The sequence below is a fragment of the Marinomonas sp. IMCC 4694 genome, assembly GCF_008122525.1.
In the GTDB taxonomy this organism is placed as follows: domain Bacteria; phylum Pseudomonadota; class Gammaproteobacteria; order Pseudomonadales; family Marinomonadaceae; genus Marinomonas.
Map to the genome: position 1 here is coordinate 1,584,120 of NZ_VSRV01000001.1, position 17,812 is coordinate 1,601,931.

18 protein-coding genes are annotated in these 17,812 nt (G+C 44.9%); 15 read left to right on the plus strand and 3 right to left on the minus strand.

Going from position 1 to position 17,812, the window contains the following annotated elements; genetic code table 11:
- The first annotated feature begins 115 nt into the window (after positions 1–115).
- A complete protein-coding gene (locus tag FXV75_RS07260) occupies positions 116–1,096 on the plus strand; it encodes an aldo/keto reductase (protein WP_148832003.1) in 981 nt (326 codons plus the stop codon).
- Positions 1,097–1,166: 70 nt separating this feature from the next.
- On the opposite strand, the gene bcp is transcribed toward FXV75_RS07260, so the two are convergent.
- Positions 1,167–1,616 (minus strand): thioredoxin-dependent thiol peroxidase, encoded by a 450-nt coding sequence (gene bcp / locus FXV75_RS07265; RefSeq protein WP_148832005.1) that lies wholly within the window; start codon positions 1,614–1,616, stop codon positions 1,167–1,169.
- 190 nt (positions 1,617–1,806) lie between these two features.
- Between bcp and dapA the strand changes: the two genes are divergently transcribed.
- The 5 genes from dapA to FXV75_RS07290 all read left to right on the plus strand — a co-directional run bounded on the left by dapA (position 1,807) and on the right by FXV75_RS07290 (position 6,518).
- Complete coding sequence (gene dapA / locus FXV75_RS07270; RefSeq protein ID WP_148832007.1) at positions 1,807–2,688, plus strand: 4-hydroxy-tetrahydrodipicolinate synthase; 882 nt, start codon at positions 1,807–1,809, stop codon at positions 2,686–2,688.
- On the plus strand, positions 2,685–3,758 hold the full coding sequence (locus FXV75_RS07275) for a hypothetical protein (RefSeq protein ID WP_148832009.1): 1,074 nt from the start codon (positions 2,685–2,687) through the stop codon (positions 3,756–3,758). Before dapA ends, FXV75_RS07275 begins: the two co-directional genes overlap by 4 nt.
- Before the next feature lie 40 nt (positions 3,759–3,798).
- The gene (purC, locus tag FXV75_RS07280) at positions 3,799–4,515 is read left to right on the plus strand and encodes a phosphoribosylaminoimidazolesuccinocarboxamide synthase (RefSeq protein ID WP_148832012.1); all 717 of its coding nucleotides are present in this window, start codon (positions 3,799–3,801) and stop codon (positions 4,513–4,515) included.
- Positions 4,516–4,597: 82 nt separating this feature from the next.
- Positions 4,598–5,842 carry a lipoprotein-releasing ABC transporter permease subunit gene (locus FXV75_RS07285; protein ID WP_148832016.1) on the plus strand — a complete coding sequence of 415 codons (1,245 nt, stop codon included), beginning with the start codon at positions 4,598–4,600 and terminating at the stop codon, positions 5,840–5,842.
- Positions 5,835–6,518 (plus strand): ABC transporter ATP-binding protein, encoded by a 684-nt coding sequence (locus FXV75_RS07290; RefSeq protein ID WP_148832019.1) that lies wholly within the window; start codon positions 5,835–5,837, stop codon positions 6,516–6,518. Before FXV75_RS07285 ends, FXV75_RS07290 begins: the two co-directional genes overlap by 8 nt.
- A gap of 70 nt (positions 6,519–6,588) precedes the next feature.
- Here the strand turns inward: FXV75_RS07290 and FXV75_RS07295 are convergent, their stop codons facing one another.
- Positions 6,589–7,128 carry a DUF2062 domain-containing protein gene (locus FXV75_RS07295; RefSeq protein ID WP_316247098.1) on the minus strand — a complete coding sequence of 180 codons (540 nt, stop codon included), beginning with the start codon at positions 7,126–7,128 and terminating at the stop codon, positions 6,589–6,591.
- 26 nt (positions 7,129–7,154) lie between these two features.
- On the opposite strand from FXV75_RS07295, the gene FXV75_RS07300 reads away from it, so the two are divergent.
- From FXV75_RS07300 to murI, 7 genes are read left to right on the plus strand one after another with little or no spacing between them, the layout of a single operon-like run.
- Positions 7,155–9,143 (plus strand): ComEC/Rec2 family competence protein, encoded by a 1,989-nt coding sequence (locus FXV75_RS07300; protein WP_148832025.1) that lies wholly within the window; start codon positions 7,155–7,157, stop codon positions 9,141–9,143.
- Between the two features lie 25 nt (positions 9,144–9,168).
- Positions 9,169–9,795, plus strand: a complete 627-nt coding sequence (locus FXV75_RS07305; protein WP_148832028.1) for a MotA/TolQ/ExbB proton channel family protein — start codon at positions 9,169–9,171, stop codon at positions 9,793–9,795.
- Entirely contained in the window at positions 9,792–10,214 is a 423-nt protein-coding gene (locus FXV75_RS07310; protein WP_148832029.1) for an ExbD/TolR family protein, read from the plus strand. Before FXV75_RS07305 ends, FXV75_RS07310 begins: the two co-directional genes overlap by 4 nt.
- Complete coding sequence (lpxK, locus tag FXV75_RS07315; protein ID WP_148832032.1) at positions 10,211–11,248, plus strand: tetraacyldisaccharide 4'-kinase; 1,038 nt, start codon at positions 10,211–10,213, stop codon at positions 11,246–11,248. The genes FXV75_RS07310 and lpxK overlap by 4 nt, the downstream gene beginning before the upstream one ends.
- Complete coding sequence (locus tag FXV75_RS07320; RefSeq protein ID WP_148832034.1) at positions 11,241–11,438, plus strand: Trm112 family protein; 198 nt, start codon at positions 11,241–11,243, stop codon at positions 11,436–11,438. The genes lpxK and FXV75_RS07320 overlap by 8 nt, the downstream gene beginning before the upstream one ends.
- Positions 11,435–12,496 carry a UDP-N-acetylmuramate dehydrogenase gene (murB, locus tag FXV75_RS07325; protein ID WP_262368484.1) on the plus strand — a complete coding sequence of 354 codons (1,062 nt, stop codon included), beginning with the start codon at positions 11,435–11,437 and terminating at the stop codon, positions 12,494–12,496. The genes FXV75_RS07320 and murB overlap by 4 nt, the downstream gene beginning before the upstream one ends.
- A 2-nt stretch (positions 12,497–12,498) precedes the next feature.
- Positions 12,499–13,308 carry a glutamate racemase gene (gene murI, locus FXV75_RS07330; protein ID WP_262368600.1) on the plus strand — a complete coding sequence of 270 codons (810 nt, stop codon included), beginning with the start codon at positions 12,499–12,501 and terminating at the stop codon, positions 13,306–13,308.
- Between the two features lie 18 nt (positions 13,309–13,326).
- Here murI and FXV75_RS07335 read toward each other — a convergent pair whose 3' ends face one another.
- Positions 13,327–14,466: a patatin-like phospholipase family protein gene (locus tag FXV75_RS07335; RefSeq protein WP_148832045.1), complete on the minus strand. Its 1,140-nt coding sequence runs from the start codon at positions 14,464–14,466 to the stop codon at positions 13,327–13,329.
- Positions 14,467–14,714: 248 nt separating this feature from the next.
- Between FXV75_RS07335 and FXV75_RS07340 the strand changes: the two genes are divergently transcribed.
- Entirely contained in the window at positions 14,715–15,839 is a 1,125-nt protein-coding gene (locus FXV75_RS07340) for a beta-ketoacyl-ACP synthase III (protein WP_148832048.1), read from the plus strand.
- Positions 15,840–15,966: 127 nt separating this feature from the next.
- Positions 15,967–17,610 (plus strand): phosphoglucomutase (alpha-D-glucose-1,6-bisphosphate-dependent), encoded by a 1,644-nt coding sequence (gene pgm / locus FXV75_RS07345; protein ID WP_148832051.1) that lies wholly within the window; start codon positions 15,967–15,969, stop codon positions 17,608–17,610.
- Positions 17,611–17,812: the final 202 nt, after the last annotated feature.

Sequence of the window (17,812 nt, forward strand, 5' to 3'; positions counted from 1 at the left end):
AGTAAAACACGAAGTGGCGACAGTGCATTTTTTATTGTGTTTTATTTGGTGTATTTGTAAAAAAGTAGGACCTGGCGTTTGTGTCATATGTTTCTAAAAGAAGATTGAGGACAAAATGAAAATAAGAAAATTAGGAAAGACCGGATTTGATGTGTCAGAAATAGGCTTGGGGTGTTGGCAACTGGGTAATGACTTTGGACCAATAGAAGACAAAGACGCCGATTCAATACTGCAAACAGCGGTTGATAATGGGATCACCTTTTTCGATACGGCGGATGTGTATGGGGGTGGATTGAGTGAGCAGCGAATAGGGCAATGGCGAAAAGCGACTAATAAAAGCGCCATTATTGCGACCAAAGTAGGCAGAGGCTCAGAGCTTTACCCTAATGGTTACAGCAAGGCGTCGGTAAAAAAGAGTTTGCAGGCTTCGGCTAAACGCTTAGGGGTTGAATGCATCGATTTAGCGCAATTGCATTGTGTGCCGCGAGATGTTTTGTTCTCAGGTGATCTATTGGGCTGGATGGAGGACCTTAAAAAAGAAGGTATTATTCAGCACTTTGGCGCCAGTGTGGAAATGCTCGACGAAGCGCTATTTTGCTGTGAACATACCGCATTAGGAAGCTTACAGATTTTATTTAATGTCTTTCGACAAGATGCGATCGAGTCGCTTTTTCCACTCGCCGAAAAAAATGACGTGGGCATTATTGTACGCTTACCCTTAGCAAGTGGTTTGTTGTCGGGTAAAATGACAGTGAATCATAAATTTGATGAGCATGATCATCGTTCTTACAATAAAGACGGTGCGGCGTTTCATGTCGGTGAAACTTTTAATGGCATTCCCTTTGAAAAAGGAGTGGCGCTGGTCAATGCACTGCAAGCGACATTGCCGGAGGGGGAGACAATTCTTGATGTTTCACTTCGGTGGATTCTGGATCAACCTCAGGTGTCTAGTGTTATTGCTGGAGCCAGTCGACCCTCACAAGTCGTGCGAAACGCTGCGGCCACAAATTTACCGCCATTAAGCGAGGCATTGCATGCGTTACTGGCTGAATATTACCAGAACAAAGTGAGAGCTGAAATTCGCGGTGGAATTTAGGTTATTAACATGGCGTGATCACAGTCACGCCATGTTAATAATGCGGTATATTGTCAGGACAACAAGCGGCTTAGCGCAAAATTTGGGCGGAGTGTTCTTTGGTTTTTACTTTGCTGATGATGTCAGAGATAACGCCCTTTTCGTCAATAATAAACGTGGTTCTCACTGTGCCCATGGATTCTCTCCCCATGAATTTCTTTAGTTGCCAAGTGCCATATAATTCATGCACTTCTTTTTCTGTGTCGGCGATCAGTGGGAAGGGCAGCTCATATTTGGCAATAAAGTTTTGGTGTTTCTTCTGTGTGTCTGTACTGATGCCAAGAACAGCAAAGCCTTGCTCAAGCAAGGTGCCATAATGATCACGTAAATCGCACGCTTGCGCCGTGCAGCCCGGTGTGGCGTCTCTTGGATAAAAATACAACACCACTTTTTTGCCTTTAAATTGCCCTAATGTAATGAGGTCACCGTTTTGATCTCTGGCACTGAAGTCTGGTGCCATTTGTCCTATTTCAATGGTCATACAATACGTCTCTTTTAGTTAAATAATTGATAATTATCAATACCGTCCTAGCTTACCAAGTGCCGTGTGAAAAATCCTCCTACATTAAATACAGTGACGAATTTACTGCAGCTTTACACCCCATGATTATTGTTAATCCAGAGTCTGGACGTTACTATAGGCGCGCTTATCATTTTATCGGAGACTCGACATGATCACAGGTAGTTTAGTTGCGCTCATCACGCCGATGACAGCAGAGGGCGCAGTAGATACTAATAAGTTAGATGATCTAATAGAGTTTCATATTAAAGAAGGGACTCACGGGATTGTTGCGGTAGGCACAACGGGTGAATCGTCTACGCTGACGCCAGAAGAACACGCCAATGTGATTCGACAAGTGGTGACAAGAGTGGATGGTCGAGTACCTGTTATTGCAGGCACAGGAGCAAACGCGACTCACGAAGCAATCGATTTAACCCGCCGTGCGAAAGACGCTGGGGCCGATGCGTGTTTGTTAGTAACTCCGTATTACAACAAACCAACGCAAGAAGGGTTGTATCAACATTTTAAGGCCATTGCTGAAGCGGTTGAGATACCTCAAATTTTATATAACGTACCCGGTAGAACCGCGTGCGATATGCAAAACGACACGGTGCTGCGACTCTCTGGTGTAAAAAACATTGTGGGCATTAAAGATGCTACGGGGGATTTAGAGCGCGGCGAAGCATTGATTAAAGCTTTACCAGAAAATTTTGCGGTGTATTCCGGTGACGATCCAACGGCGATTTCGCTTATTTTGCTCGGGGGGAAAGGCAATATTTCAGTGACGGCAAATGTGGCACCTAACGCCGTCGCTAATGCGGCTGAGGCGGCGTTGGCGGGCAATTCAGATCACGCCCATTCGATCGATGCCACGATTGCCTCTTTGCACAGTACTCTTTTTCTGGAATCCAATCCTATCCCTGTCAAGTGGGCGTGTAGCCAATTGGGGCTTTGCGCCGAGGGGATTCGTTTACCGCTAACGCCTCTTTCTGAACCGCATCATTCGGCTGTTCGTCAGGCCATGATAGAAGCTGGAGTGCTATCCCTATGAAACTTTTTACATTACCGCTCTTGAGCGTCGGTTCGATGCTGTTGTTTTTATCGGGTTGTAGCACGTTCGTTACGGATCACAGTGACGATTACCAAAAAGAAAACCCCCTTACTGCTTCGTTGGTCGTGCCAGCGGGCTCGTTAGAGTCGAAAGACATGTTGGTTATTCCTAACGAAAGGGAAATAGACAGTTTAAGTGAAACAAAAAAATTCGTAACACCCAGAGCTCCGTTTGTTTTTTACCCAATGGTGTCTGTCGGGATAGCAGAGCGTGATGATGCTATTGAGTTGGTTGTCCCTGCTAATAGGGTACAGTCTCAGCGAATTGTGTCTGATTTTTTAACCGCTTTATACGGTGCGGGTATGGCTATTTCAGAAAAGTCAACGGACACAATTACATCAGTACCTTTTGATTTTCATCCACAAGGCTGGTGGGCGTCATTATGGAGTGGTATTACCCGCATACCGCCTGTTCAAACCGCATTTTCATTTCATTTCAGTGAATTGGATAATAAAACCTTACTGTCTGTTCAGTTTCGTGATGAGCAAGAGGGGGGGGAAGCGAGCAACTGGATGAGCCCAACGCAGAACGACGATGCGTATGCGGTTACTGTTCGTCTGTGGGGCGCTATTGGTCGACAGTTGAAGCAAACATCAGCCTATCTTTCGAGCCAAGGTGATCAATCGTCTTTTCCTATTTGGATTGACCATAGAGGGAGGTTTGCAATACACCTGGGGGACACCATTTCGTCTGCTGATGTTGATGCTAAATTGAGTGACGCCGGTCTGTATATTATTCCAGGTGACGAGCCTTTACTCTCACCCGTTCCGCCTGAAGATATTGCTCGTATTGGTGACGTTGTCGATTTTAATCTCCCAGTAGGGAATGGCGAATCACTAAAGTTGTTTAGTGTTTATCGTAAAAATTTGGATGACGCTGAATGGGATGAACGTTCATATCCTTATAAGATTTATCATCAAAAGGCGGGTGATTTTCTCGTTATCGATGTTTCAGCGGTAGAATTTCCAGAATTAATATCGTTTCGTTTAGCGCAACGGTTTGTAAATTAAGTAAGACTAACCCCTCAAAAAGTAAACCGGAGACCCTCCAATGGAAAAACGACAAGAGCTGTATGCAGGTAAGGCAAAATCTGTATTCCGTACAGATGATCCTGACAAGATGATTCTTGTGTTTCGTGATGACACTTCCGCTTTCGATGGCAAACGAATCGAGCAGCTCGATCGTAAAGGCATGGTAAACAATAAATTCAACGCATTTATTATGACCAAACTTCAGGAAGCGGGTATTCCAACGCATTTTGAAAAGCTGCTGGGTGAAAACGAAGCCTTGGTTAAAAATTTGAATATGATGCCTGTTGAGTGTGTCGTACGTAACGTGGCAGCGGGTAGCTTGTGTCGCCGATTAGGTGTTGAAGAAGGTGTTACATTAACACCTCCCACGTTTGAATTGTTCTTAAAAAATGATGCGTTGGGTGACCCAATGATCAACGAATCTCACGTGGAATCATTTGGTTGGGCCAAAGTAGAAGACCTTGCTAAAGCTAAAGAATTAACCTACAAAGTGAACGATGTGCTAAAAGCTCTGTTTGCTGAGGGCGGGATGATCCTAGTAGATTACAAGCTAGAATTTGGTTTGTATAAAGGAGAAGTGTTGTTGGGTGATGAGTTCTCACCAGACGGCTGCCGCTTGTGGGATGCGCAAACCAAAGAAAAATTAGACAAAGACCGTTTTCGTCAAGGCTTGGGTGGTGTCATCGAAGCGTACGAAGATGTGGGTCGTCGCATAGGAATTGACTTCGGCGCATAAGCGGTTTAGTGCTACGTCTACAATGGAAGGGTATGGCCCCTTCCATTTTTATCGCACTTTTTTTACCGCACAAGGACACACATTGATTAACTTCCTTCCCCTTGCTATTGGGCTAAGATACGCCCGAGCTAAGCGATCCAACCATTTTATTTCCTTCATAAGTTTTTCATCTATTGCTGGGCTTGCGCTGGGGGTGATGGTGCTGATTACCGTGTTGTCGGTAATGAATGGCTTCGATCGTGAATTACGTCAACGCATTTTAGGTATGGTTCCCCATGCTACGTTATGGGGCGATCCGGTATTGAACGACTGGCGAAACACCGCTGAACTGGTCGAAAAAATGCCAAATGTAATCGGTGTGGCACCCCACATTCAAGCTCAAGTGATGTTTCAGTCTGGCGCAAGTGTGCATGGCGCGCTTCTAAATGGTATCAACCCAGACATGGAAAAGCGGGTGTCTATCATTGGTAACAACATGGCTTCAGGTTCATTGGAAGCCCTTAATGAAACCCGCTTCGGCATCGTCTTAGGCGCACAGTTAGCTAAGATGCTTAGGGTAAATATCGGCGATAAAGTAACCGCTATATTGCCAAAAGCCAACGTGTCTATCGCTGGAGTAGCGCCCGTATTGAAACGCTTTACGTTAGTGGGTACCTTTGAAGTTGGCGCCGAACTGGACAGCAGTTTGGCGTATATTAATATTGAAGATGCGGCAAAGCTTAAGCGTTATAACCCAGATAACATCGAAGCGTTGCGTATATCATTTGATGATTTGTTCCTAGCGCCAACGCGTATTTGGGATATCGCCAGAGCAGTACCAGGGCAAAATAGAGTCAGTGATTGGACTCGAACGCATGGTAGCTTGTTTCAGGCCATCAAGATGGAAAAAACCATGATAGGTTTGCTGCTGCTGCTGATTGTTGCTGTGGCGGCGTTTAATATTGTGTCTACCCTTGTGATGGTGGTGACCGACAAACGCAATGACATTGCTATTTTGCGAACGATGGGGCTTACCTCGGCTCAGGTGATGTGGGTGTTTATAGTGCAAGGTGTGTTCATAGGCATGCTTGGAACCTTAATTGGCGTTGCCACTGGCGTCGCTCTGGCGCTCAATGTCAGTGATATTATTGCGGGGCTGCAAGGCTTACTTAATGTCGAATTTTTAAGCGCTGATGTGTATTTTATTAATTATTTGCCCTCTGAATTGCTGTGGTCGGATGTGAAAATCATTGTTATTTCTGCATTTATCATGACAGTGGCAGCGACCCTTTACCCAGCGTGGCGCGCTTCTAAAGTTGAACCCGCGGAGGCATTACGATATGAGTAATACCGTACTTGAATGCAAAGCCTTGTCAAAACAATATCAAGATGGAAAACAAATCATTGAGGTGTTTAAATCGATAGATCTGACGCTGCAACGAGGCGAGGCCTGTGCGATTGTCGGCGCCTCTGGCTCTGGTAAGACCACATTACTGAATTTGCTAGCAGGGTTGGATTTGGCCACAAGCGGTGATGTGACCTTAGCGAATGTGTCTTGGTCGAGCCTTAAAGACGCCAAGCGTGCCAAAATGCGCAATAAAGAAATGGGCTTTGTGTATCAGTTTCATCATTTATTGCCCGAGTTTACGGCGTTAGAGAATGTATTGATGCCCATGTGGATTGCCGGCACCGACAAAAAGCAAGCAAAGTACCAAGGTGAAACGTTACTGAAGCAAGTTGGGTTACAAGATCGGCTGCAGCACAAACCCTCACAGCTTTCCGGTGGTGAAAGGCAGCGCGTCGCCATTGCCCGCGCGCTCGCGAATCATCCTGCCTGTGTGTTAATGGATGAACCAACAGGGAACTTAGATGAAAAGACCTCTATAGACATACAAAATTTAATTAACGAACTCAAAGTAACACACAGTATGGCGTTTCTTGTGGTTACGCACGATGAGAAAATGCTGAACTGGATGGATTCGGCTTATCGCTTGTCGCAAGGAATCTTGCAGTCAATCAAATAGTGAATTGAGTCCAATTATGAGCATCACATAGAATAGATTCATAATTGGGTTGTTTAAAAAAGAGGGTTGTTTAAGAAGGCTTTACACTGCGCTGTTTGCGTTCTTTCCAGCGCCTGACGACGTGCAAACGCCATAACACGCTGATGGTGGCATAACTCAGGGCGCCAACCACTAAACCGGATACGACCGACCCTACATAAAGTGGTAGCCATATGTGTTCCATTTTGTCCCAAATCCAATGAACCGACAATTGAAAATCTTTTTCTCCTTTATAGCCAATGAGCAAAGAGCCCACTTTGTAATTAAAGTAAAAGACAAAGGGCATGGTAAAGGGATTAGTGATCCAGACAAGCGCAATAGATAAGGGGATATTTGCTCGTAATGGAATGGCCAATAAAGCAGAGGCTACCATTTGAAATGGCATGGGGATAAAGGCCCAAAACAAGCCGTTGAAAAACGCTCTGGCAACAGATTTTCGATTAAGATGCCAAAGATTCGCCTGATAAATTTGCGAACCTAAGAGCCTTAGAGCTTTACTCTGTTTAAGCTTTTCTGGGTTAGGTATAAATTTTTTAAGATAATTCTTCGGCATAATCAGGTATAAAATCATGTAGCAATTTAAGACAAGGAGGTCTTATGTTACTAAGTAGTTTGTCCATATTGATGGGCGCCATACTGGTGCCGAGTGATTATTTTTGGGTGTATTCTACTCATATCATAATCACGTGTCTCTACTTAATACGGACGAAGCGCTTTATTGTCTGCTTTTTAACGGTTATTACCTTAATCGTTGTTTGTCTGCATGAATACCGTACTGATAAAGTCATTTTGTTGTCATCAGGTCAGGAAGTATGGGTTGATTTCGAACAGAAACGGCTTATCTACACGGCTTCAACAGAGTCTGATTTAAAAGAAGCAGCAACAAAGACCTCTGTTACGCTGACGTTTTTCTTGGCAGACGGTCTTCGTTATACACTTGAAAATTTCAGCTTGTCACCTATCAACAGCAGCCTTTCCCCAACACTCATCTCGTTTGCGTCACCTGACGTTACTCCTCGCGTACCGCCTCATTATAAAGCGACGATAAAAGGTATTTTGCTGCCTGACAAGAATGGCCCCTGGTGGCAACGTTATTTGTATGTCAAAAGACAGTCTGCACAACTGAGCATTGAATTTTACGAACAGCAAATCACTGAAAATACACTACAAGATCGTAATATAAGAAGAAAGCTTTTGATCTCATTAGATCAAGCATTCAATTCTTTTTCTTCGTGGCGATTTTCCAAAGCGCTGATATTGGGCAATAACGATCTTTGGAGCGAACGAGATACTTGGATTGTTCGCACGTTAGGCTTAGCGCATTTGTTTGTTGTTTCAGGTTTACATACAGGCTTTATGTTTGTTATTGGTCGTTTTATCAGCCGAATGGTATGGCAGTGGTTACCTAATAAGTTGATATTGTCTGGTCTGACTCGTTGGCACTGTGATGCGGTGATTGTGATTCCGCTGTTATTTTTGTATGCCTATTTTACGGCGTGGGGAGAGCCCGTTGTTAGGGCATCCATTATGCTGAGTGTTTACTTATGCGCTCGCATGCTCGCTCTTAAAATGTCACCTTGGGGTATCATCAGTTTTGCATTGTGGGTGGTGTTACTCTATGAGCCTAGGTCTGTGATGAGTCCAGGTCTGTGGTTGTCATTTAGTATGGTGTATCTATTGATTGGTTATTGCCAAACGTCCACGTCTGTCTTTCGATTGATCTTGTTACAAGTCATGCTGAGTACGGCCTCCATGGTGCTCATTTTAGGCTGGCAAGAGGCGGTTTCCAGTGCGTCTATTCTAATGAATGTACTGCTGATTCCTTTTGCGGCTTTTGTTTGGTTTCCTTGGGGCGTGATTGCTTGTGTGGAAGGGGGAGTGTTTGCGTCGCATTTGGCCTATGAAGGGCTGGACTGGGTGCTGTACTATGTCGTTCGTTTGATAGAATGGGTCGCATTTCAATGGCCTTTACTGCATTTTGAGTCGTTTCATTCAACATCGTCAAGATGGTTAATGCTCGTATTAATGGTATTTTGGGTGTATCAGAGTCCATTAAAGCGCGGGCTTGTGTGTGCCATGTTGATCTGGTGGTTGATCTTTTCCTCTACGTTCTTAATGCTCTTAGAGCCTGTATTATCCGCGGTATGGCTTGGCACTGAAACAAGACATTTCACCGTGGCAAACAACCAGAACACCCTCAGTCTCAATGACGAGGTTGGTGTATTATTGAGCAATCAGTGGGTCGACAGCGATCTTACTCAGCTGACACTAAACTCTCAGCTCGGTCTCCATCTGCCAACACACTATTTGATGGCGCCGAGGCGTATATCGGAACTGACAGCACAGGACCTTATTGTTCTTAATGCCTCGTGGGTCATAATGGCGCGCGATGAATCGACTAAAACCCTGGCCATGTTGGAGGCATTAAAGGTGAATTGGCTGATTATTCCCGAGGGGCAGACGCTGGACTTTTTTGTTTATAATCGCAATGTCTCGCTTCGCCATTCGTCTTGTCTTTATTCATTTTTTCTCTTTAAATCGGACACTTGCAAACGTGTAGAAAAGTTAGAGAGTATGTTAAATTAGCATCAAATCTAAATTGGAGCGTGCGGTGTTAGCTTTTATTCAAACAGGTGGTTTTTTCATGTGGCCATTACTGGCCTGTTCTATTTTGACATTAGCGATTATTTTGGAACGTTTTTGGACGTTACGTAAGGCCGGTGTTGCTCCGAAGGATCTTCTATCAGATGTGTTGACCCGCTTACGCGACGACAGAATGACGCTGGATTATATTCGCTCAATGCAGTCCAAAAACGGTTTGGCGTCTATTTTTGCCGCGGGTTTGTTGAATTCAAAGCATGGTCGCCACACCATGAAAGAAAGCGTTCAAGAAGCCGCAAGTCATGTGATTCATGAACTTGAACGCTTTATGAATACGCTTGGTACAATCGCAGCTATCTCACCTTTGTTAGGGTTGTTGGGCACGGTTGTCGGTATGATTAAGGTATTTGCGGTGTTAATGGAAAGCGGTGCGGGCAATACGGCCTTATTGGCGGGTGGAATATCGGAAGCCTTATTAACCACCGCGGCTGGCTTGGGCGTGGCCATTCCTGCACTGGTTTTTCATCGTTTTTTTAGCCGTAGAATTGATGAACTGGTGGTCACCATGGAGCAGCAGTCAACAAAGTTAGTCGATGCGTTGCACAGTGATCGCGACAAATCTGGAGCGACAAAGTGAAGTTTCGTCGTCAAAAAATCGATGATGTGCACATCAATCTTACCCCACTAATCGATGTGGTTTTTCTATTACTGATTTTTTTTATGGTCAGTACCACATTTAATCAAAGCACCGAATTGACGATCGATTTACCCACCGCAAGCTCCATCGCACCGAGTACAGATCGTGCTAACAATGTCGAGCTGGTGATTACGGCGGATGGTCAATATGTTATCAATGGCCAAACACTGATTAACGAAAAAGTCAGCACGTTAATACAAGGTTTGCAAGAAATCACCGAAGGGGACATTTCTCGTCCGTTAATCATTACTGCAGATGCAAAATCTTCTTATGATATGGTGTTGCGCGTTTACGATGCTGCGGCGTCGTTAGGCATCACGAAGTTGGCGCATACAGCACAAAGAGAACCCGCAGAGTGAGTCTTGAGTCTATTTTTACTCACTCATGGTATAAAGTAGGAGGGTGGACAAATCTTTTTCGCCCTTTACAGCCCTTGATACGAAATGCTGTTCAAAAAAAACGCAGACACTTTTTAACGCATCCTGATAGCGCTTACAAAGCACCGGTTCCTGTTGTGGTGGTGGGCAATATTACGGTTGGTGGCACAGGTAAATCACCTATGGTAGCGGCTTTGTGTGCGTTGCTGAAAGAGCATGGTTATCGACCTGGCATTGTGTCCCGTGGTCACGGTGCTTCTATTTTAGTACCCACACACGTTTATCCAGACAGCTCGCCACGTGAAGTAGGCGATGAACCTGTCATGTTGGCGCGCCTTACGGCGTGCCCCATGGTGGTGTTCAAAAAAAGGGATGAAGCGGTTAAACAACTATTGGCAACCAGCGATGTAAACATTGTTATCAGCGACGATGGTATGCAGCACTATCGACTTAATCGTGATGTTGAAATCGCGATGCTGGATGCAAAGCGGGGCGTTGGCAACGGCCATTTACTGCCAGTTGGCCCCCTACGTGAACCAGTTGAACGATTAGAAACTGTGGATTTTGTGGTCAGTATTGGACAGTGTAGGACGGCAGCCCTTGACGCACTACCGCTACCCATTGTGCTCGCTCCTTTACACTCTTCTTCGCTGATATCCCTGGATGGTCACCGACAACTTGATTTTGATACGGCGTTTGCCAGCGATGTTGCTTGGCATGTTATGGCTGGCATTGGCCACCCTGAGCGCTTTTTAAATACATTAATCGCGCTGGGTTTAAAAACACAACAGACCAGTAAGCGATGGTTTATTGATCACCATGCTTATATTGCTTCGGATATTCCCGCCGAAGGTGCGGTGATCATGACCGAAAAAGACGCGGTTAAATGTCAGGCGCTTGGCCTTACAAATCCCAATGTGTGGTACTTGCCAGTATTTTTGGCACTGCCGGACTCATTCAAACAGGCTTTTATTAAAAAATTAACGCTTATTAATATGGACCATTCCCATGAATAAAAATTTATTAGACATCCTTGTGTGCCCTGTAACCAAAGCGGCGCTCACTCTCAGTAAAGACGGCACAGAGTTGATCAGTAAAATAGGGGGCATGGCGTACCCTGTTCGCGATGGTATTCCAGTATTGTTAGAAACGGAAGCTCGAACCTTAACGGCGGATGAACGCTTAGAGTCTGGTTCATCAAAGTGAATGAAAACGCTCTAAACAACAGGCAGCTTGGTATTGAGCAAGACGCGTCTCTGCTTGAATTTAATACCCTTCGGTTCGATTATAAGGCTGAGTATTTGGCCGTCGTGTCGTCTTTAGCGCATCTAAAAGCCTTGTTGCAGTGGGCGAACGACGCTAATCAAACTGTGACCATGATTGGCGGTGGCAGTAATTTATTGATCTGTGCTGACGTGTCCGGATTGGTTATTATTAACCGTTTATCTGGCATTCAAGTTGATGTGCAAGACGAGGCTAACGTAATGATGACCGTGGCGGCTGGTGAAAACTGGCATCACGTGGTCGAATACGCGGTAAGTCATCATTGGTACGGCATTGAAAACTTAGCGTTAATTCCGGGCACCATGGGAGCTGCACCCGTGCAAAATATTGGCGCTTATGGCGTCGAAATAAAAGATGTGCTCCGTCGTGTGCAAGTGATTCATAAACACACGGGAGAGCAATCTTGGATCGATGGGAAAGACTGCGGGTTTGCTTACCGAGACAGTCATTTTAAAGGGAAATGGAAAGACACCTTATTCATAACGGCCGTCGAATTATCATTAAAAATCAATGCTGAACTTTTACTGAGTTATGGCGGCCTAGTGGCCCCGCTAGATGATCAGTCCACACTTCTGTCTGTTTTTGAGCGAGTTTGTGAAGTCAGGCGCCAGAAATTACCGGATCCCAGTTTCTTGGCGAATGCGGGCAGTTTTTTTAAAAATCCACTTATTAGCAAAGCTCATTCTCAGACATTGAAAGCTCGCTTTCCAGAACTTGTTTCTTTTGCATTGGAGGAAAATGTCAAGCTCGCTGCTGGTTGGTTAATTGACCAAGCAGGTTGGAAAGGTAAGCGGCATTTAGGTGTTGGCGTATATGACAAGCAGGCCTTGGTGTTGGTCAATTATTCTGAACACAAGGCTGATGCGTTGTTGGCACTCGAAGCGTTGATCAAGCAATCAGTGTATGAGCGTTATGGAGTGTTATTGGAGCGTGAACCGGTGCAATTACCTCTATCTTCACACTCGGAGTCACTGAGTTGAAAGTGGGCATTATTGACTCAGGCGCGGGCGGTCTTACCATACTGAATGCCATTCGCAAGAAAATGCCTTATTTGGATTTGCTGTATTTAGCCGACGAGGCGTTTGCACCTTATGGCAATAAAAGTGTGGCGCAACTGCAGGAAAGATTGGTTTCAGTAGGGCGTTTTTTTGAATCGGAGCAAGTAAGTGCACTGGTGGTGGCTTGTAATACCGCCACTGTTGCAGCCATTGATGCATTACGCGCTTCGACAACATTGCCCATTGTGGGTGTCGAACCAGCCGTTAAACCGGCTTTTCGACTCAGTAAAAAACGTAAAGTCGCCGTGTTAGCTACGCCAGTAACGGCGAAAAGTACACGTTTGAATCAGCTTATCGAACGCTGGAAAGAAGACAGCGATGTGGTAATTTTGTCCAGCGACACTTTAGCGTTTGATATCGATTCATGGCCAGAGTCATTAAGCCGCGTTGAACAGTCGATAGACCAACTGGCTGACACCATGCTGGCTCAAAATGTGGATACCTTAGTGCTGGCTTGCACTCATTACCCTCTAGTAAAATCACTTTTTGAACAAGCATTAGGGCGTGACTGCGATATTATAGAACCCAGTGAAGGGGTTGCCGCGCAACTGACACGACGCTTAACACAAGCCTACCCAATGGAAATGCAAGCCTGGTTAAGTTCGGAAGCGTTACATTTGAACGAAGGCACGATTGAGGTTTGCAGTTCAAAAGACTTACAAAATATGCCACGACTTAGGGCTTGGATTGAATCTGATAGCGCCATTATCGCCCAGCGCTGGGCCGCTATTTAGGTGTGTTGTCTAAAAACATCAATCTTCTAAAAAAGCCAATATACGATCTTTTTCCCACATAGCATCGTGATAACCCAAATTCATCAGCGCCTTACAATACGGTGGTGTAAAAAGAAGGTAGCTTGCAGCCGAACTTATTTTGTCTGACGCTGAGCCGCCCGCCGCTTTTAACAAGACTCGAACGTTTTTAGGCAAAGTATGAAGATACTGATGCGCTATTGTGTTGAGCTCTTCTGAGGGTGAAATGATCAAGGTTTCCGTCGGTAAATTGTCATGATTGGCTTTTTTGTTTTTTGGGAGGTCATGAATAAGTTGATTCATGATTTCCAATTGATGAATATCATCTTCCAAATTATCGATAAAAGCGCTGTTTAATAATTGCCCCAGTATTTGGGCCATACTTGGTGCCCTTAATGCTGCTCCAGAATCAACGACAGGTAACGCTTTTGGGTGACGGTTGCCACTCACCCCGATAATAAATAGCTTGTTCGCGCCCAGTTGTAATGCGGGGTAAATAGCCGATTTTTGCCTAATAGCACCATCCCCGTAGAACTGTTGGTCGATTTTATGGGCAGGGAAAATGATGGGAATCGCGCTAGAAGCCAATAAATGGTCTACCCCTAACTCAGTCGGCGTGCCTTTTTGTCTGTTACCTTGCCAACCTTGAAGATGGTGGGCACCTTGGAAAAACGTCGTTGATTCCCCTGTAGCATAACTCATCGCGGTAATGGCCAAAGCCGTGAGTTGCTGTTTTTCAATTGCGTCGTTTATTTTAGAAAAGTCTAAACGATTTCTGAGCAATGCTTGCAAAGGGGCATTGTCCATCAGTGCTATTGATGTATTTTGGTTATGAAGATGAAACAAGGACATGATGGTTTTGGTCACTGAACTTGCCATAGGCCAACGGCCAACAGAATAAATCTGATCTGGTGTTAAGTGACGCCAAACAAACGCCAGCGTCGCAACTGCTTTTGAAAAATTTCCAGCATAGGAGGCCAGCATGGTGGCGTTTAACGCACCTGCAGACGTACCGCATAAAATAGAAAAAGGAAGGGGTTGGCCTTTTGGAACTATTTTCCCGATAGCGGATAAAACACCGACTTGATAAGCGGCGCGAGCCCCACCACCTGAAAGAATCAACGCATTATTATGTCTCATAAAACCTCGCTCTTTGGATTACAGAAACAGGTTAAGTAATTCACTTATCTCATAATTACCGTGCCTTGTCATAGGAATTCATGAGTCAGTTGATGAAGTTCAAGGCAAATAGTGTATTAGGTGATATATGGATTTTGAATAATACAGAGTTTTCGTTATTACATTTGTAGACTGGAAAACCGATGTGGTTCACAATTCCTTATGATTTAAACAGGTTTTTACTGAAAATAATAAAAAGGAAGAAGCCAATGAATACGTCTGCCGTGATTAGTGGAGTCGGTTTATGGACTCCAGAACACCGTATTAGCAATGAAGAGCTGGTTCATAGTTACAACGCTTGGGCTGAAAAATTTAATCATGAAAACAGGGTTGCCATAAAGGGTGGCGAAATAGAAGCGAAGCCACTTTCCAGTGCGGCATTTATTGAAAAAGCTTCTGGTATTAAAAGCCGCTATATTTATTCGAAAGAAGGGGCATTAGACATTCATCGCATGCGTCCTGTTTTGCCTATTCGTCATGATGATCAAGTGTCACATCAGGCTGAAATGGCCATTGCCGCGGCTAAAAAAGCCTTACAAGCGGCCAATAAAACCGCTCAAGATATTGATATGGTCATTGTGTCATGTGCGTACACTCAGCGTTCTTACCCGGCCATTGCCATTGAAGTTCAAGCGGCATTGGGCATAGAAGGGTTTGGTTTTGATATGCTGGTTGCCTGTTCAGCAGCGACCTTTGGATTGCAGCGTGCAGTCGATGCCATAAAAGCGGGTAGTGCAAAAGGCGTATTGGTCATCAACCCAGAGCTGACCTCACCGCAGGTGAATTACATGGACCGCGATTCACATTTTATCTTTGGCGATGTAGCAACCGCTGTGGTAGTTGAAAGCAGTGAGACGTGCCAATCGAAACACGCGTTTGATGTGTTAAGTACGCAATGTGTCACGGTGTTTTCGAATAACATTCGCTCTAATTTTGGCTACACGACACGCACCACTGATGAAGATCCTTATTCGGCTGATAAGTTGTTCCATCAAAATGGTCGTAAAGTTTTTAAAGAAGTCTGCCCAATGGCGGCTGAACATATTGAAAACCACTTAGGTCGCGAGGGCATTCAGGTTAACCAATTAAAACGTTGGTGGCTGCATCAGGCGAACATTAATATGAATGTATTAATCAGTCGGCGTTTGTTAGGCCGCGATGCCACGCTTGATGAAGCGCCTGTAGTGCTGGACGAATACGCCAATACGGCGTCTGCTGGGTCGATTATTGCGTTTGCCAAGTACCATGAAGATCTGATGACGGGTGATATAGGCGTGATTTGCTCGTTTGGCGCGGGCTATTCGATTGGTAGCTTAATCGTTCGTAAGCGATAAGCCGACCTGCATTATATTGAAAATGGTTGTGAGTGGCAGATAAGTCATTAGGTTAAGCCATTGAAACGGATGCTAATTTAAGCGAGACTGGTAGCATCTATTTCAGGGCTTAACAGGAATTAATATTATGGCAATTCACCCTAAAGCAGGACAGCTTGCGTCTCACGATTTACTGGTTAATCTTCCCGAACTTATGACGGCGTATTATTTAAAAAGGCCGAGAGTGCAAACACACCCCGATGAGCGCGTCAGTTTTGGCACATCAGGGCACCGTGGGAGCGCCCAGTTAGCCAGCTTTAATGAAAACCACATTCTTGCTATTGCCCAAGCGATTGCAGAATATCGTCTTGCTCAGAATATTTCAGGCCCTTTGTATCTAGGTAAAGACACCCATGCGTTGTCTGAGGCCGCATTTCAGACCGCGTTGAGTGTGTTAACCGCCAATGGCGTGAGGGTACGTACTCAGTTAAACGGAGGGTTTACACCTACTCCAGTTATTTCTCATGCCATATTAACTCACAACCAGAAAAATACCGATTTGAGCGACGGTATTGTGATCACGCCATCGCATAATCCGCCTGAAGATGGCGGGATTAAATACAATTCTGTAAAAGGTGGCCCAGCGGATAAAGACATTACCGATTGGGTGGCCAAGCGAGCAAATACTCTACTTGAAAACCATCTGATCGATGTCAAACAGTGGTCACTTGAGGAAGTCGCCAGCAGTGGATTAGTCGAACCCTTCGATTACGTGAATCATTATGTCGATGATCTGGAAAATGTCATCGACATGGCAGCGATTAGAGACGCCAAAATCCGTATTGGCGTTGATCCGATGGGAGGCTCTGGCATTCATTACTGGGAACCTATTGCAAAAAAATATGGCCTAAACATCACGGTAGTGAACAAAGAAGTGGATGCGACTTTCCGATTTGTTCCACGTGATAAAGATGGTCGGATCAGAATGGACTGTTCATCGCCTTATTCTATGCAAGGCTTGCTTGCGTTGAAAGACGATTTTGATATCGCGGTAGGGAATGACCCAGACTATGATCGTCATGGTATTGTGTGTGCGGGTTCGGGCTTAATGAACCCTAATGCTTATTTGGCTGTGGCCATTGAATACTTGGCACAACACCGCCCCCATTGGCCGCAACATGTGCAATTTGGTAAAACCTTAGTGTCTAGCGGCATGATAGATCGTGTCGTTTACGGCCTTAATCGTACCTTATGTGAAGTGCCTGTAGGATTCAAATGGTATGTAGAAGGCATGTTTAATGGGACTATGGCCTTTGGAGGGGAAGAAAGCGCCGGGGCATCATTTTTACGCAAAGACGCGAGCGTTTGGACAACCGACAAAGACGGCTTCATTATGGCACTGTTGGCAGCAGAGATATTGGCGGTAACAGGCAAAGACCCGCAGACATTGTATGATGCTCAAGTCGCCAAATACGGCAAACCGTTTTACAAGCGCATCGACGTTGCGGCCAACAGTGCGCAAAAAGCGCTTTTGGGCGCGCTTGATACGAAAAATGTCACACAAACAGAGTTAGCAGGCGAGGCGATTACGTCTGTTTTGACTCATGCGCCTGGTAACAGCGCGGCGATTGGGGGGTTAAAAATATCCACTCAAAATGGTTGGTTTGCTGCCAGACCTTCTGGCACGGAAAATGTCTACAAGATTTATTTAGAAAGTTTCATTTCCGAAGAGCATCTTGCCAAATTGGAAGTAGAGGCAAAAGTCTTAGTCGACAGTGTGTTGGCTAATTAACGAGTGAAAAGTCAATCGATAACATGCTAACAGGCGTTATAAACCTATAAACATGGAAAATATCAAGCCGCTTACTGTTTACGTCAGTTAAGCGGTTTTTTTTGCGCGGCGTTTTCACAAGATTATTTCAAGAAAGTGTAAATGAGGGTTGACTACAATTCTCATATGTTAATAATAACCAATATCATTTGCATCTAGATTA